Below are 14,044 nucleotides of genomic sequence, written 5' to 3' on the forward strand. Positions count from 1 at the left end.
GGAAATGCCGATTGAAGTGCCCTGGCGGGAAGTGAGTGCCGAGACCCTCACCAATCTGATCGAGGAATACGTGACCCGTGACGGCACCGATTACGGTGAGCAGGAAGTGCCGCTGGCCACCAAGGTGGAGCAGGTGCGCCGTATGCTGGAGCGGGGCGAGTGCCGGCTGATGTTCGATGAAGCCACCGAGTCCGTGGACCTGGTTATGGTGTCCTGAATTCAGATTGGTGCCACATCGATGGCATATGGAGACAGCCATTCGCGAGCAAGCTCGCTTCCCACAGCGGCTTCGTAGTCCCTATCTGTGGGAAGCGAGCTTGCTCGCGAATTGGCGTGTAGACGTGCCAGCAAATCGTTCCTACGCCCGCCGGGGCCGCTTCTTGCGCCGCTGGCGGTGCAGGAAACGCACCGGCGCCAGGGCTTCCGCCAGAGTGTCATCCACCGGCAGCGGCAAGCCGCTAAGCCGGTCCGCCAGCAGATCCGCGCACAAGGGCGTGCCGGTGATACCCCGGCTGCCGTGAGCCAGATTCAGCCAAACGCCGGGCGCTTCATCCAGAATCGGACCCAGCACCCGGGGCTGCGGGCCGCACAGTGGCAGGAAGTCGTTGCTTTGGCAGCGGAACGCCACCCGCCGATCCACCACTTCGATGTGCTCGCCGCCCAGTTCCCGCCACGCTTCCGGTAAGTACTGCTTTAGCTGCAGCAGATTCACCTGATCGTGATGGTCACTGGGCCGGGGGTTGTCATCGTGCAGATCGAAGGTGGCGCCGACACAATGCAGGCCGTCCACCGCCGGGGTCAGGTAGCCGCCATGGCAGCGGGCCTGTTGCCACTTGGCGCTGGCTTCGGTGGCCCGGCAGTAGCTGACCTGCCCGCGAATGATCTTGAGCGGCAGCCAATGCAGATCGTCGAAACGGCGGGCCTGGGCGGCGGTGGCCAGGATCAGCGTGTCGCCCTCCAACTCACCGCCTCCCTGCACGGACACACGCACCGGGTCGCCGGCCACATAACCGGTGATTTTGTCCCGGCGCACTTCGATGGCCGGATGATCCAGCAGCGTTTCGCACCAGGCGCCCGGGCGCAGATAGCCGCCGCCGGCGAGCAGCATGCCGCCATCTTCCCGGGGCAGCAGCAGGGTATCGGGCCAGACCCCGCTTTGCAGGGCCCCGTTCAGTTTGTCCTGCTGACGTTGATCCACCGGATACTGCACCACGCCGTTCAGACGGCCCTGTTCCGGATTGGGAAATTCAAACCGGTTCAGCCAGCGCAGTGCGTGCACGTAACTCATCTGATAGAAGCGGTTCTGCGGTGTCAGATGAGCACTGGGTGTTGAGTAGACCACGCCGGCCAGATTGCCGGAGGCGCCTTGGGCAATGCCGGCCGGGTCCAGCACCGTTACCCGCCAGCCCCGTTCGGCCAGTGCCCGGGCGCTGCTGGCGCCGGCCAGACCGGCCCCGGCGATCACCGCGTGGCCACGCTGCCAGTGCCGGGCGGTCCAGTTGTCGTCGCCGAATTCGCCCACCGCCATGTGGCGTTTATGGCCGAAGCCGTCGATGCGGCGCACCTGAAAGCCCGCTTCCTGCAAGCCGCGACGCACCTCACCGGCGGCGGTGAAGGTGGCGAAAGTGGCGCCGGGGCGGCTCAGCCGGGCCAATTGCCGGAACAGCTCCGGCTGCCACATGTGCGGATTGCGGGACGGCGCGAAGCCGTCCAGGAACCAGGCGTCCACGGTACTGTGGCAATGCCGCCACTGGGCGGTGGCCTCGCCGTACATTAGAGTGAGGCGCACCCGTGGGTGCAGTTGCAGGCGATGGTAGCCGGGGCAGGGCGGCGGGTACTGCCGCTGCAAGGGCGCCGCCAGATCGGCCAGATCCGGCCAGTGGGCCAGGGCGCGGGCCAGATCCTCGGCGTGCAGGGGATGCTTTTCCACCGACAGCAGATCCAGCAGGGTATCTTCCGGCGCCAGTCGCAGGAACAGGCGCGCCACCAACAGCATGTTCAGGCCGGTGCCGAAACCGGTTTCGCCGATAACGAAATGCTGCCCGGGGCGCAGCGTCCGGAAGCGCTCCCGCAAGCGGTTGCCTTGCAGGAATACGTAATCGCTTTCCGCCATGCCGTCCTGACGGGAGAAGTACGGATCGTCGAAATCCGTCGCCACCGGCGTGTCCGCCTGCCAATCCAGCCGGGCCGGTTGCAGGGGTTCGAAGTCACCGTTGGATTCGCCGTTGGACATGGGCGGAGGCTCTCCTCAGAATTGGGCTGTCGATCGCGCCGGCGAGTTTATCACGATGCGAGGCTGGCGTTTGCACGGAACCAGGAGTAACCACGAAGCCGCTGTGGGAGCTTGCCTGCAAGCGAATGGGGTTCATTCGATGCATGGCGATATTCGCTTGCAGGCAAGCTCCCACAGCGGCTTCGTAGCAGGATCTATGGGGGCCAGCCTGCTGGCGAATGGGGTTCATTCGATGCTTGGCGATATTCGCTTGCAGGCAAGCTTCCCACAGCGGCTTCGTAGCAGGATCTGTGGGGGCCAGCCTGCTGGCGAATGGGGTTCATTCGATGCTTGGCGATATTCGCTTGCAGGCAAGCTTCCCACAGCGGCTTCGTAGCAGGATCTGTGGGGGCCAGCCTGCTGGCGAATGGGGTTCATTCGATGCTTGGCGATATTCGCTTGCAGGCAAGCTTCCCACAGCGGCTTCGTAGCAGGATCTGTGGGAGCCAGCCTGCTGGCGAATGCCGGTCCTCCGGTGTTGGCACATTCGCTTGCAGGCAAGCTCCCACAGTGGCTTCGTAGCTAGTTGTTCGTGATTTCTGAACTCGGGAGATAGCTTTGATCTGGTCAGTAATGGCGCCGGTGGTGGCCTGTGCCGGCGTCGGTTATTTCTGGGGGCGTAGCGGACGTCCCTATGACATTGCCATGGTCAGCACGCTGGTGACCACCGTGGCCACACCGTGCCTGATCGTTGCTACGTTGGGTAAAACCGGACTGTCGCTGACGGCCCTGATGGAAATGGCCGGGCTTTACGCGGCGGTGTTCATCGGTACCGCGTTGGTCGCGCTGGCGGTGATTCGTATCAGTGGCCGCTCGCCACGGGTGTTTCTGCCGGCCATGTTGTTTCCTAACACCGGCAACATGGGGCTGCCATTGTGTCTGCTCGCGTTTGGTGACCACGGTCTGGCGTTGGCGCTGGCCTGGATGATGCTGTCGTCCGTATTGCAATTCTCCTTCGGCCTGGCGGTGGTCAGTGGCCAGGGGATATCGCGCAAGCTGTTCATGCACCCGATTCTGATATCGGTGGTGATCGCTTTGATCATGGTGATTTTTCGTATCCGCTTACCGGAGTGGCTGTTCAACAGTGTCAGCCTGATTGGCGATCTGGTGATTCCGATGATGTTGATCACCCTGGGCGTGTCCCTGTCGCAACTGCGCGTCAATGACCTTGGCCCCGGTGCCGCGTTTGCCGTATTGCGACTGGGCGCGGGATTCGTGTTGGCCTGGCTGATCTGTGCAGTGACCGGCACCGAAGGCATGGTGCGCGGCGTTGTGTTGATCCAATCCACCATGCCGGTGGCGGTGTTCAATTACCTGTTGGCGCAGACGTACCGCCAGGGCCCGGAGCAGGTGGCGGCCATGGTCATGTGTTCCACCGCCTTGTCGTTCGTGACTCTGCCGCTGTTACTGATGGTGGCGATGGGATAGAGCGGTCCGCGCGGGCCGGTGTACAGGCCGGGGGGCAGCGGTGTATAACTGGCGCCGGAAGGCCGGTTTCCGGCTTTCATTTTCATGGGGGAAGAATAATGAATATCAAAGTGCTGACCATGTTGAGCGGGGCGATTTTGTTGAGTGGCTGTTTCAGCGGGGACGGAGGCGACAGCCATCAGAACACTCAACCGGTTGCCAATACCCAGCCTGGCGCGCGTATCGTGCCGGCGGATCAGGTCATGAGTAGCGGCCGTCACCGTAATGAAGTCCAGGCCCCCAATGGCGCCGCGTCGGTTCAGGCCAGCAGCGAGAATTTCTCGGCCACCACGGAAGTTTCGGTGATTCGCTGACGTTGCCAGGGGGAACGCGATGATAACGTTGCAACAGTGGCGGGATTGTGAGGGGCAGCCATTCACTTTGCCTGACGGTAACACTCTGGTTCTGGAGTCGGTGTCCATGCCGGTGGCGCCGGACGGCTGGGAGTGCTTTTCGCTGCTGTTCGCGGCGCCCTGCGAACTGGAGCAAGGCATGCGGACACTGCGCCACCCAACGTTGGGTGAGGAGGCCGTATTTCTGGTTCCGTTGGGCCCTTTCGGCGCCACCGACGGTGCGCAGCGCTTCGAGGCGGTGTTCAATCGCCGGGTCGCCAATCCATAAGCAGATACACGCCCTTGTCTTCCCGTTGTTTGAAGCCCAGGCGCTGATACAGCCGTAGCGCGGGATTGGTTTTTTCCACATGAATGCTCAGGGGCTTGCCGTCTGTCCGCGCCCGTTCCTGCAAGGCTTGCAACAACCGTGAGCCGATGCCCGCTCCGCGGAAAGGCGGCAGCAGGGCGATATCGACGATACGAATTTCCCGTTGCCAGTGGCCTACGTAGAGACGGCCGGCAACCTCACCTTTAACCAGAATCAGGCTGCGTTCGGCTTCCGGATAATGACGTGCGTAGTGCTCGTGCTGAGCGCGGGCCTGCATGGCGAGAAACGCCTGTTGCCGGGACTCCGGCCAGCCGGTTTGCACCACTTCCTCCCGGCGGGTACTGATGTAAATCGCCAACAGGATTTCAGTGTCGGCATCCGTGACTGTTCTTAGCTGGGTGTCGATCATCAGTTACGGCTTGGGAAGAGGCCTTGTATCGCAATAATGAAATGAACGAAGGTTTGCGGCGCGGTACCCTGCGAGCCAGCGGCATCATCGAAGGACTTGGTTGTGGGCAGGTCCCGTGCCAGGGTGACATCGCCAAGGACCGGCCAGCCAGTGTCGTTGCCGCTCCTTTGGCCCTGCACGACATAAGGCAGGCCGGGGCCGTCTCCAGGATGAACAGGGGAGCGGCCGCGCAAGTCCGGCAGGCCGAACGTGGTTTGTCCGTCGCCACCAAAGGTGGTGCCGAGCAAACTGAATAAGGCGGTGTTCTGACTGATGGCCAGCAATTGGCCGTCACAGAAAGCGTAACCGCGAGGCGCGAAGTTTCCGGCAAACATGCGAATTTCGCCGATAAAAGGATCCATGAGTTCTCCTATGGGCGGGGTGGGAAGATGCCTTGCAAAGCAATGGTAAAGTACAGCCCCAGCGTGGGAGAGGAGTCGGTGGCTGCGTTGACGATCGATGATGTGTAGGGCAAGCCGCGCTCAGGGGACAGTGATGTCAACATCCTGTTGCCTGAAGCGGATGATGCCCCTCCAGCCTGTCCAAGCGGGATCTCATCGCTGGCATGCACCGGCAGGCGTCCACGCAAATCGGGCAGGGCGAAATTGGTTTTGCCATCGCCTCCGTAGGTCGTGCCCAGGATGGAGAACAACGCCGTATTTTGATTAATGGGCAATAGTTGGCCATCGCAGAAGGCCCAGCCTCTGGGCGCGAACTTGAAACCCACCATGCGGATCTCGCCGATAAAAGGTTCGCTCATGATGGGCTCCTAGTCTCGCGCTGGAAACAAACCGACCAGTGCAATGATGAAATTCACTGCAAGGTAGGGCGATCGGGATTGAGCTTGAAACAGCGCTTGGGGGTTAAGCCCCAGCCCCCGCTCCGCCTGCACGCTTGTCAGCACGGTTACGGTGGAGAAGTCGGTCCTTTCTCCCAAGGTCCGTGGTGTGAGGCCCGGACCTTGGCCTGGATGAGCGGGGGAGTGGCCTCTCAGATCAGGCAGGGCGAAGGTGGTTCGGCCGTCTCCGCCGTAGGTGGTGCCGAGAATGGAAAACAGTGCGTCATTATCTGCAATCGACATAAGTTGCCCGTCGCAAAACGCCCAGTTCGTTGGGGCGAAATGCCCGGCGAACATACGGATCTCTCCAATATAAGGCTCGCTCATAATGTCCTCACAGGCTGACGAGCAGATCGCCGCCGGGTTGCCAACTGATGTGTCCAAGCCTTACCGGCCCTGCGCTGGGTAAAGCCAGGGCGGGGCGGGCATGGCCGGCCCAGCACAGCTGGTTGCGACAGCGATCCAGCAGCAGCAACTCTCCATTCACATTACTCAGCGCCGCCGGCGTGGCCACTGGAGAGGCCTGACTTCCCAGGCTTTCACCATTGGCGGTGAAATGATGAAGGCGGTGATCCCCCAGCGTCAGTGCGCTCAGCCCGGACCGGCCGATAGCCAGGGATGAAGGTCCGTTCAACGGGCGATCACTGTGCAGCTCGCTCATCGAACCTTCATGCAGGTCCAGACGCACGATACGGTGTCCGGAAACGTCACTGATGAAGGCCTGCCCTTGGTGAATCACCATATCCGCGGGGTCCCGCAGCGCCGCCAGTGACAGCTGACGTTGGACGGTTCCGCGTTTGTTCACACCGTGCAGCAGGCGTTTGTGGCGATCCAGCAACCATAGCATCCGCTGGTCCCGGGCGGCCGCGACCACGCGGGTGTCGAACGGGCTGCCCAGGTCCAGGTGATGGAGACCATCGGCGCGTTGCCAATGAACCTCGCGACCGAAGGCCTGGACCAGAACTCGTTCGCCGTCGGGTAGCGCCAGGGCACGGGCGCCGGGAATCATTTCGACTCCGGTAGCGGCGGTGGCGGCGCTCAGCGGTGACGCCATCAGGGCGCCGGCGACACCACCTCCGGCCACCAGGAGCTGTCGGCGCGTCAGTTCCATCATTCCGTCACCGCGCAGGTGATATGAATACGGGCTGGCGTGGCGGCGGCGCCGGTCTGCCACACTTCACAGCTTCCGCTCCAGGCGGAAGTGCTGCTGGGGTAACTGGCGGTGATGTAGCTGTTGGTGCTACACACCACACCGCCGGAGATCACCACGCCGGAGTCGCACTGGCAGACGCCGGCATTGTCACAGCTGCCCTGCAGGACGTTATCCGTGCTCAGCGATCCGGCGGGGCCGGGAGGCCCGATGGGGCCCGCCGGGCCACTGGGCCCCATCGGGCCCGCGGGGCCTTCCGGCCCCTGTGGCCCGGTATTGCCCTGGGGACCCCGCGGCCCGGTATTCCCGGCCGGGCCCTGTGGTCCCGTGGCACCGGGCACGCCTTGAATCCCTTGTGGGCCGACCGGACCGATATCGCCTTTGGGGCCCTGGGGACCTGTCGGGCCTGCCTCGCCTTGAGGGCCTTGCGGGCCGGTTGCTCCAGTATCGCCGGCCGGTCCTTGTGGACCAGCGGGGCCGGTATCCCCCTTCGGACCTTGAGGACCGGCCTCGCCAGGCGGACCGGCCGGTCCGGTTTCACCGGCGGGCCCCGGAGGGCCCGCTTCACCTTGTGCGCCGGCCGGGCCTTCCGGACCCTCGGGACCCTCCGGGCCCACCAGACCGCTGTCCGGTCCGACCCATTCACCAGCCTCGTTGATCACCAACTGGCCGCCGACGGTCAGTGAGCGGGGGCTGATATCACCGTTTACCCGTTCCGCCTCCCGGGCCCGCAGGGCGAAGGGAACGCTGCCTTCGGTGAGTTTCAGGCGCGGGGTCATTTCACTGTCCTGATCGACGGCCAATCCCAGTTCGACCTGGTCCGAGGCGAGTAGATCGGAGGGCAGGGGATTGGCGGCCTCGGCACCAAGTAACAGGCTGTAGCGGCCATTATCCACCGTGACCGTCATCGTCTCGGTCCACAGTACGGCGCCCAGGCCCAGCGGGTCGGTGGCGGTGCCGCCGTTGCTTTGGTAATCGGTGGTGCGTCCGGAGAGGTCGTACAGAGTCGCGGTGAAAGTGTGGGTTCCGTGTAAAGGAAGTTGGTAGCTGTTGTCGGTGAGGTATCCTTGAATCACCAGCCGGGAAGGGACATCGGCGGTGGCGCTCCGAGCGAGCAGACACAAGGATATCACAACGGCCGCAAGGCCAAAGCGAAGTGCTTGGAACATCAGATTTTCCCCCAGGGCGCGATCCGTGCCTTTTTTATGATTGATCGAATTTTACACTTCGTCACCGAGCGCCAACAACATAAATCGTGCGTCAGCGGACTGAGTGATAGAGACGGGGTCCGTCCATCCATAAAACGCCCCCCAAGGCGCCCTGTGCATTTAATGTTTGGCCGTGTCTGTCTTTACTTCTTTGTCTTTACCACTTTGCCAGGGCGGGAGCGGGAAGGGCATACCCTAAACAGGGAGGGTCATTTGGGACGGGTATTGGCGTGGCGGCGAGAAACCCGGCTACTCATGGGGTTTGGTCTGCGCGGCGCGAAACTCCGCCTGGGCCCGCTTGAGCAATAGCAACAGCCAGCGGCTGTTCTGGTCCCGCGAATAGCCCTCGAACAGCAAAAAATGGTCGCCCATGTGCATCAGCAGCAGCGCCTGGTCACGACGGCTACCGTTGTTGTCCAACCAGTGCCAGCGGCTGCTGGCGGTGGCATGGCCTTCCAGATCGAACAGCCGCTCCTCGTCCACGGTGAGCGACAGATCCGGGCGTTGCATAAGGTGATCCAGGCGCCGTTGCCGCAGTTGACCGTAGCGGCCGGACACTGCCCGTCGCGGTGACATCCGTTCCCAGCCTCCCGGCATCGGCACCACCGTCACGGTGACGCGTTCGCCGGCCGGGGCCGGCAGGCGGTAACGCCACTGGCGCCGCCGTGGCGCGGTAATCTCGCCATCGGCTTCCAGGCCGGCCAGGGTCTTCGGCGTGCGGAAGCGGTGCACGTCCCAGTCGGGATCCTCAGCCAGCAAACGAGGAGGTGACGAGGTCTGGGTAATGTTCTGGCAACCGCTCAATCCCAAGGCGAACAGCAGGAAAGTAAAAAAAAGAATCCTCACGGGCACGGTGGTTCCGTCGTTATGGATGAAGCGCCTATGATGACATAGTCGTTCCCGCCGCGGCTGCCCGCGGGCGCACAGTGTGCGGCGATGCGTCGTCATCGTCGATGATGGATGGCACAATGGAACGGCTCGGGAAGAGCACCGGTTGGCCCTGGATGGGAGAAGCGGTTGGCCAGTAAAAGAACAGCCTTTCCCGCCATTGCTTTGATGGCGGCGTTGATCACGGTGCCGTTCGTGTTGTTGGCGCTGTTGATTCTGCAACACCGCCTGGCGGTACACGACAACTACCAACGCATGCTCGGTGATATTCGTGCTTTCGAGGCCGGTTTGGCGGTGGCGCCGGTATTGGAGGAAGTCCGGGATCTGGCGGTGGGCATGGTCCACCTGGAATCCGCCGAGTTGAACATTCGTTATCGCGGCGCCCGCGAGCGAACCGATCAGCGTATCACCGCTTTCCTGGATACGCTGGTGGCGCTGCCGTCGCCGGGACTGCTGGATCAGGGCGGGGTGTTGCGCCGGGAATGGCGCGATTCGGCGGTGCGCACCGGCATGTCGGTGGAGGATGTGGCCGGGCCTTTCGATAACGTCGAGCAGATCAATGAGCGCTTGTACGCCACCCTGGCGGCGGTGCTGTATATGTCCGATCTGTCCACCGGCACCCGGCCGCAACCCAGCGAAGCGCTGTCGCTGCCGCTCAATGGCTTGCGCGAATTGACGCTGCACGTTGGCCTGATCCGCTCCATCGCCATGTACACCAGTTTGCGCGGTGGCTATCTGAGCGGTTCCGATGCGCTTCGCCTTGAGGCCGCCCGCCTCAAACTGGAAGAACAGATTCTGCTTCTGGACGGGCAGGTGCAGGCGCTGGCAGCCCGCGCCGAGGATGCCGCCTTACGGCAGCAGTGGCGGCCGTTGCGCGATTCATTGATGGCCTATTTGCAGTGGGTGGATCAGCAATTGGTGGCCACGCCCCGCGTCACCGTGCCTTGGCGCGACGCTCTGGAGCAGGGCGGCGAACGGCAGCGGCGGGTGCACGAGTTCGCCGGGCTCACCGTGGACCTGGCCCGCCGGCTGGTGCTGCAGGCTCACCAAAACGCCCGCTACGACACGCTCTGGACCATGGGCGGTATCGCCGTGCTGTATCTGGTGGTGCTGCTGTTGAGCGGGGTCTTTCTGCATTTCACCACCAGGGCCATCCGCGGGCGGGCGGAGCTGCGCGCCAAAAGCCGTTTTCTGGCGCGCATGAGTCACGAAATCCGCACGCCGCTCAATGGTGTGCTCGGATTGGCGGAACTGTTGCGGGAGACCAATCCGTCGCCACGCCAACGGGAGTACATCGGCCTGATCGAGAACGCCGGCCGCACCTTGACCACGCTGATCAACGATGTGCTCGACTACGCCAAACTGGAGGCCGGCAAGCTGGAGCTGGAACCGGGACCGTTCGACCCGGCGGCGGAACTGAGCGATTGCGCGCGTATGTTCAGTCTGCCGGCCAGTGACAACGGCAATCTGATTCTGGTGGACGTGGATCCGGCCATGCCCGCGCAGGTGATAGGGGATGCGCCCCGGTTGCGTCAGGTATTCACCAATCTGTTGTCCAACGCGGTCAAATTCACCCGCCAGGGCTGGATCCGGGTCACCGCTCGCTGTCTGGAGCACAGTGATGACCACGTGTTGCTGGAATTCGCCGTCAGCGACAGTGGCATGGGCATGAGCCGCGAGGAGCAGAAACGGTTATTCCAGCACTTTTCCCAGGCCAGCGCTTCGGTGACGCGACAATTCGGCGGCACCGGCCTGGGGCTTTCCATCAGCCAGGAACTGGTACGGCTGATGGGGGGCGAGATTCATGTCCGCAGTGCCATGGGCAAGGGCTCCCGATTCCGCTTTCGCATCCGCTTGCCGGTCTCGGCGCCGCCGGTGCCAATGGCGGAAATCCCCATGCGGCCGGCGCTGATGTGGGATCGCAGCGGAAATCTGGCGGCGCTGTTGAAAGGGGACCCGCGCTTCCAGTCGGTACGGATATTGGATTCGCTGGCTTCGTTATCGGCATTGCCGGTGGATAGGGACACACCGTTGTTGGTCAACGGCGTGCGTGACAGCGCGCAACTGGACAGCGCTCTGCAGGCGATCCGGCGCAGTGGCGCCGGTCTCCAGGTGGTGGTGTTGTGCGGCATGCGGCAAAGCGATGATCTCAGCATGCGGGACGACGTTACCCTGGTGCGCCGTTCGGTGCTCAGTGTCAGTGAGCTGCAGGAGCTGCTGTGTGACCGGGATGGCGCGGCGGCGCCCTTGTCGTCCCGTGCGTCCGGAGAGGAAGGGCGTGGGCTGCGGGTACTGGTGGCGGAGGACAATCCGGTCAATCAGATGGTGACACGGGGCTATCTGCAGCGCTTGGGCGTGCCGGCGCCACATCTGGCCGACGACGGCGCCCAGGCCTTGCAGGCCTTCACCACCGCCGCCGGCGGCTTCCGGCTGGTATTGATGGACCTGGACATGCCGGTGATGGATGGCTTCACCAGCGCCCGCCGGATGCGGGAGATGGAACGGGAACAAGGCTGGCCGCCAACGGTGATCCTGGCGCTGAGCGCCCATATTCTACCCGAATACGCGGACCGGCTGCGGGACGCCGGCATGGACGGCCAACTGATCAAGCCGCTGACGCTGAGCGCGTTACAATCGGCATTACAACAATACCTGGGCGGGGCGTCCGCCCGATAACATAGCCAAGATAACGAAGAAGGGAGCAAAGGATGGCGGAGAAAGCACGGAGACCGGGGGCCGTGGCCCTGCTGCTGACCGCCTTGCTGTTGTGCCGGCCAGGGTTTGCCGACACGGCACTGACTTTCAGCCAGGCCTGGGAACGGGTACTGGCCGAGGATCATGCTTTGGCGGCGGGGCTGGCCGGTCAGGATCAGGCCCAGGCGTTGATGGAATCCGCTCGCTCCTTGCTGTTGCCGCGGGTGGAGCTGGTGGGGTCCTATACCCGGCTGGACAAGCCGGTGGAGCTGGATGCCTTGGCAATGAAGCCTTTGGACAGCCTGGGCGATTCGCTGCCGGGGCAGCTGTTGATTCAATTACTGGGTGGTCAGGATGCTTTCATGACTCCGGTTACGCGGCGGGATATCACCAGCAGTTCCCTGGTGGCGTTCTGGCCGCTGTACACCGGAGGAAAAATCAGTGCTACCCGCCGCACGTTGCAGCTGGGCCGGCGGGAAGCCGCGGCGCTCTATGAAGAGGTGCGCCGGGCCCGTTTCCTCGAGCTGGTATCGACCTACTACGGGCTGGTCACCGCGGAGAAACTGGTGCTGACCCAGGAGCAGGCGGAAAGCACCTTGGCGCATCATCTGCGGGCGGCGGAGGCGCTCCAGCGGCACGCGCAGATCGCCGAGGTGGAACGGCTGGCGGCGCGGTCCGCCTATGATCAGGCCCGCATCGCGGCCCGCGACGCCCGCGCGAAGAGGGACACCGCGCGCATGGTGCTGACCAGCCTGGTACACGCCGATAGCCCGGTGACGACTCGCTCCCGATTGTTCACCAATGCTGCTTTGCCACCACGACAAGAACTGCTTGATGGTCTCGCCGACCATCCCAGCCTGCGTGTGCTGGCACTGAAGAAAGAGCAGGCCGGCACCCTGGGTGAGGCCGCCCGTGGCGCCTACCACCCGGAGGTCTTTCTGTTCGGTGGGTACAGCGTTTATGAGGATGACTCCCTGGCCAGCGATCTGACGCCGGACTGGCTGGTGGGATTGGGAGTGCGTCTGCCGTTACTGGATCGTTCCGGCCGTGCTGGCAAAATTCGCGCCGCTGACAGCGCCGAGGAGCAGGCCCGGCAGTTGTACCAGGGGGCTCAGCGTAAACTTTCGGTATTGCTGGAGACCCAGTACCGGGAGGCGGATAACGCCCGCCGCACTTATCAGGATCTGGTCAGTAATGTGCTGTTGGCGGAGAAAACCCTGCACTTGCGTCAGCGTGCATTTGAAGAGGGGCTTGGCCGGGCGCTGGATGTGGTGGATGCCCAGACCGCGCTTACCGCCGCCCGCACCCGCCGGGACGCGGCGGCATTCCGTTATGTGGTGGCGCTGGCCCAGATACTGGCGCTGAGCGGCCGGCAGGAGCAGTTTTTCCTTTATCAGAAAAAAGAGCGGAAACAAGAGCATCAGCAACAAGAGGACGCATCATGAGCGCACGTAAAGGATTGATCCTGTTGGTGCTGGCGGCGGTGGTGGTGATTATCGCGGTGCTGTTCTGGCAAGCCTATCGGGTGCCGCCGTTACGGTTGCAGGGGCAAGTGGAAGCGCGTCAATACATGGTGTCCTCGAAGGTGCCGGGCCGTCTCGCCGAGGTGAGGGTGCGCCGCGGTGACCGGGTGGATAAAGACCAGCCGGTATTCACCATCGACAGCCCGGAGCTGCGTGCCAAATTGGCCCAGGTGGAGGCCATCGATCGCATTTCCCGGGCATTGATCAGTGCGGTTGAGGGCGGCACCCGTGAAGAGAAAATCGCCGCAGCCCGCAGCGAGCATGAAAAAGCCAGGGTGGCCGAGCAACTGGCGGAAACCACTTACCGCCGGGTGCGCGCTCTGGCCGACGAGGGCCTGGTGGCGCGCCAACGTCTGGATGAGGCCTACACCGCCTGGCAGGTGGCGGTGAAGACCCGGGTGACCACCGGCGAAGTGCTGAAGCTGGCCGAACATGGCCCGCGCGATGAAGCGCGTGACGCCAGTGAAGCTACTGGTGATGTGACCGCCAGTCTGCGTTCGGAAGTGGCGGATTTGCTGGACGATACCCAGGCGCGCGCGCCTCATGCCGGTGAGGTGACCGACGTGCTGCTGCATTCCGGAGAGTTGGTGCCGCAAGGTTTTCCAGTGGTGATGCTGACCGACGCCAGCGACGCCTGGGCGTTGTTCAACGTGCGCGAGGATCTGCTCGAACAGTTCCAGCCGGGAAACCGGTTCACCGTGCGGATTCCCGCTCTGGACCGGGACGCCGGCTTTACCGTCAGCCATCTGGCGGTGCAGGGGGATTACGCCACCTGGAGCGCCACCGGAAAAGGGCAGGATTTCGATCTGCGTACCTTCGAAGTGGAGATGCGCCCGGATCAGCCCATACCCGGCCTGCGACCGGGCATGAGTGTTCTGCTGGACCTGGAGCCCTGA

General features: G+C 63.3%; 15 protein-coding genes. 7 read left to right on the plus strand and 8 right to left on the minus strand.

Annotation, left to right across the window (positions count from 1 at the left end; genetic code table 11):
• Positions 1-4 precede the first annotated feature (4 nt).
• Complete coding sequence (locus RYH70_RS08470) at positions 5-217, plus strand: YheU family protein (protein WP_022994386.1); 213 nt, start codon at positions 5-7, stop codon at positions 215-217.
• 141 nt (positions 218-358) lie between these two features.
• On the opposite strand, the gene mnmC is transcribed toward RYH70_RS08470, so the two are convergent.
• Positions 359-2,233 (minus strand): bifunctional tRNA (5-methylaminomethyl-2-thiouridine)(34)-methyltransferase MnmD/FAD-dependent 5-carboxymethylaminomethyl-2-thiouridine(34) oxidoreductase MnmC, encoded by a 1,875-nt coding sequence (mnmC, locus tag RYH70_RS08475; protein ID WP_317010067.1) that lies wholly within the window; start codon positions 2,231-2,233, stop codon positions 359-361.
• A gap of 597 nt (positions 2,234-2,830) precedes the next feature.
• Here mnmC and RYH70_RS08480 point away from each other — a divergent pair.
• The 3 genes from RYH70_RS08480 to RYH70_RS08490 all read left to right on the plus strand — a co-directional run bounded on the left by RYH70_RS08480 (position 2,831) and on the right by RYH70_RS08490 (position 4,360).
• Positions 2,831-3,700 carry an AEC family transporter gene (locus tag RYH70_RS08480; RefSeq protein ID WP_080530808.1) on the plus strand — a complete coding sequence of 290 codons (870 nt, stop codon included), beginning with the start codon at positions 2,831-2,833 and terminating at the stop codon, positions 3,698-3,700.
• A gap of 98 nt (positions 3,701-3,798) precedes the next feature.
• Positions 3,799-4,053: a hypothetical protein gene (locus tag RYH70_RS08485; RefSeq protein WP_317010068.1), complete on the plus strand. Its 255-nt coding sequence runs from the start codon at positions 3,799-3,801 to the stop codon at positions 4,051-4,053.
• 19 nt (positions 4,054-4,072) lie between these two features.
• Positions 4,073-4,360 carry a DUF6916 family protein gene (locus tag RYH70_RS08490; protein ID WP_317010069.1) on the plus strand — a complete coding sequence of 96 codons (288 nt, stop codon included), beginning with the start codon at positions 4,073-4,075 and terminating at the stop codon, positions 4,358-4,360.
• On the opposite strand, the gene RYH70_RS08495 is transcribed toward RYH70_RS08490, so the two are convergent.
• The 7 genes from RYH70_RS08495 to RYH70_RS08525 form a co-directional block, all read right to left on the minus strand.
• Positions 4,335-4,808, minus strand: a complete 474-nt coding sequence (locus RYH70_RS08495) for a GNAT family N-acetyltransferase (protein WP_317010070.1) — start codon at positions 4,806-4,808, stop codon at positions 4,335-4,337. The two genes, RYH70_RS08490 and RYH70_RS08495, sit on opposite strands and share 26 nt — an antisense overlap.
• On the minus strand, positions 4,808-5,209 hold the full coding sequence (locus RYH70_RS08500) for a phage tail protein (RefSeq protein WP_317010071.1): 402 nt from the start codon (positions 5,207-5,209) through the stop codon (positions 4,808-4,810). The genes RYH70_RS08495 and RYH70_RS08500 overlap by 1 nt, the downstream gene beginning before the upstream one ends.
• An 8-nt stretch (positions 5,210-5,217) precedes the next feature.
• Positions 5,218-5,607 carry a phage tail protein gene (locus RYH70_RS08505; RefSeq protein WP_317010072.1) on the minus strand — a complete coding sequence of 130 codons (390 nt, stop codon included), beginning with the start codon at positions 5,605-5,607 and terminating at the stop codon, positions 5,218-5,220.
• Between the two features lie 9 nt (positions 5,608-5,616).
• Entirely contained in the window at positions 5,617-6,012 is a 396-nt protein-coding gene (locus RYH70_RS08510) for a phage tail protein (RefSeq protein WP_317010073.1), read from the minus strand.
• 7 nt (positions 6,013-6,019) lie between these two features.
• Positions 6,020-6,799 carry an NHL repeat-containing protein gene (locus RYH70_RS08515; RefSeq protein WP_317010074.1) on the minus strand — a complete coding sequence of 260 codons (780 nt, stop codon included), beginning with the start codon at positions 6,797-6,799 and terminating at the stop codon, positions 6,020-6,022.
• Positions 6,796-8,004: a collagen-like domain-containing protein gene (locus tag RYH70_RS08520; protein WP_051414593.1), complete on the minus strand. Its 1,209-nt coding sequence runs from the start codon at positions 8,002-8,004 to the stop codon at positions 6,796-6,798. Before RYH70_RS08520 ends, RYH70_RS08515 begins: the two co-directional genes overlap by 4 nt.
• Positions 8,005-8,292: 288 nt before the next feature.
• Positions 8,293-8,889 (minus strand): hypothetical protein, encoded by a 597-nt coding sequence (locus RYH70_RS08525; RefSeq protein WP_317010075.1) that lies wholly within the window; start codon positions 8,887-8,889, stop codon positions 8,293-8,295.
• Positions 8,890-9,060: 171 nt separating this feature from the next.
• Here RYH70_RS08525 and RYH70_RS08530 point away from each other — a divergent pair, with 171 nt between their 5' ends.
• The 3 genes from RYH70_RS08530 to RYH70_RS08540 are packed head-to-tail and all read left to right on the plus strand — an operon-like array spanning position 9,061 to position 14,044.
• Complete coding sequence (locus tag RYH70_RS08530) at positions 9,061-11,607, plus strand: hybrid sensor histidine kinase/response regulator (RefSeq protein WP_284455437.1); 2,547 nt, start codon at positions 9,061-9,063, stop codon at positions 11,605-11,607.
• A 32-nt stretch (positions 11,608-11,639) separates the two neighbouring features.
• Complete coding sequence (locus tag RYH70_RS08535; RefSeq protein ID WP_051414582.1) at positions 11,640-13,070, plus strand: TolC family protein; 1,431 nt, start codon at positions 11,640-11,642, stop codon at positions 13,068-13,070.
• Positions 13,067-14,044 (plus strand): HlyD family secretion protein, encoded by a 978-nt coding sequence (locus RYH70_RS08540; protein WP_035451714.1) that lies wholly within the window; start codon positions 13,067-13,069, stop codon positions 14,042-14,044. Before RYH70_RS08535 ends, RYH70_RS08540 begins: the two co-directional genes overlap by 4 nt.

This window comes from Alloalcanivorax xenomutans (assembly GCF_032810065.1).
Classification (GTDB): domain Bacteria; phylum Pseudomonadota; class Gammaproteobacteria; order Pseudomonadales; family Alcanivoracaceae; genus Alloalcanivorax; species Alloalcanivorax xenomutans.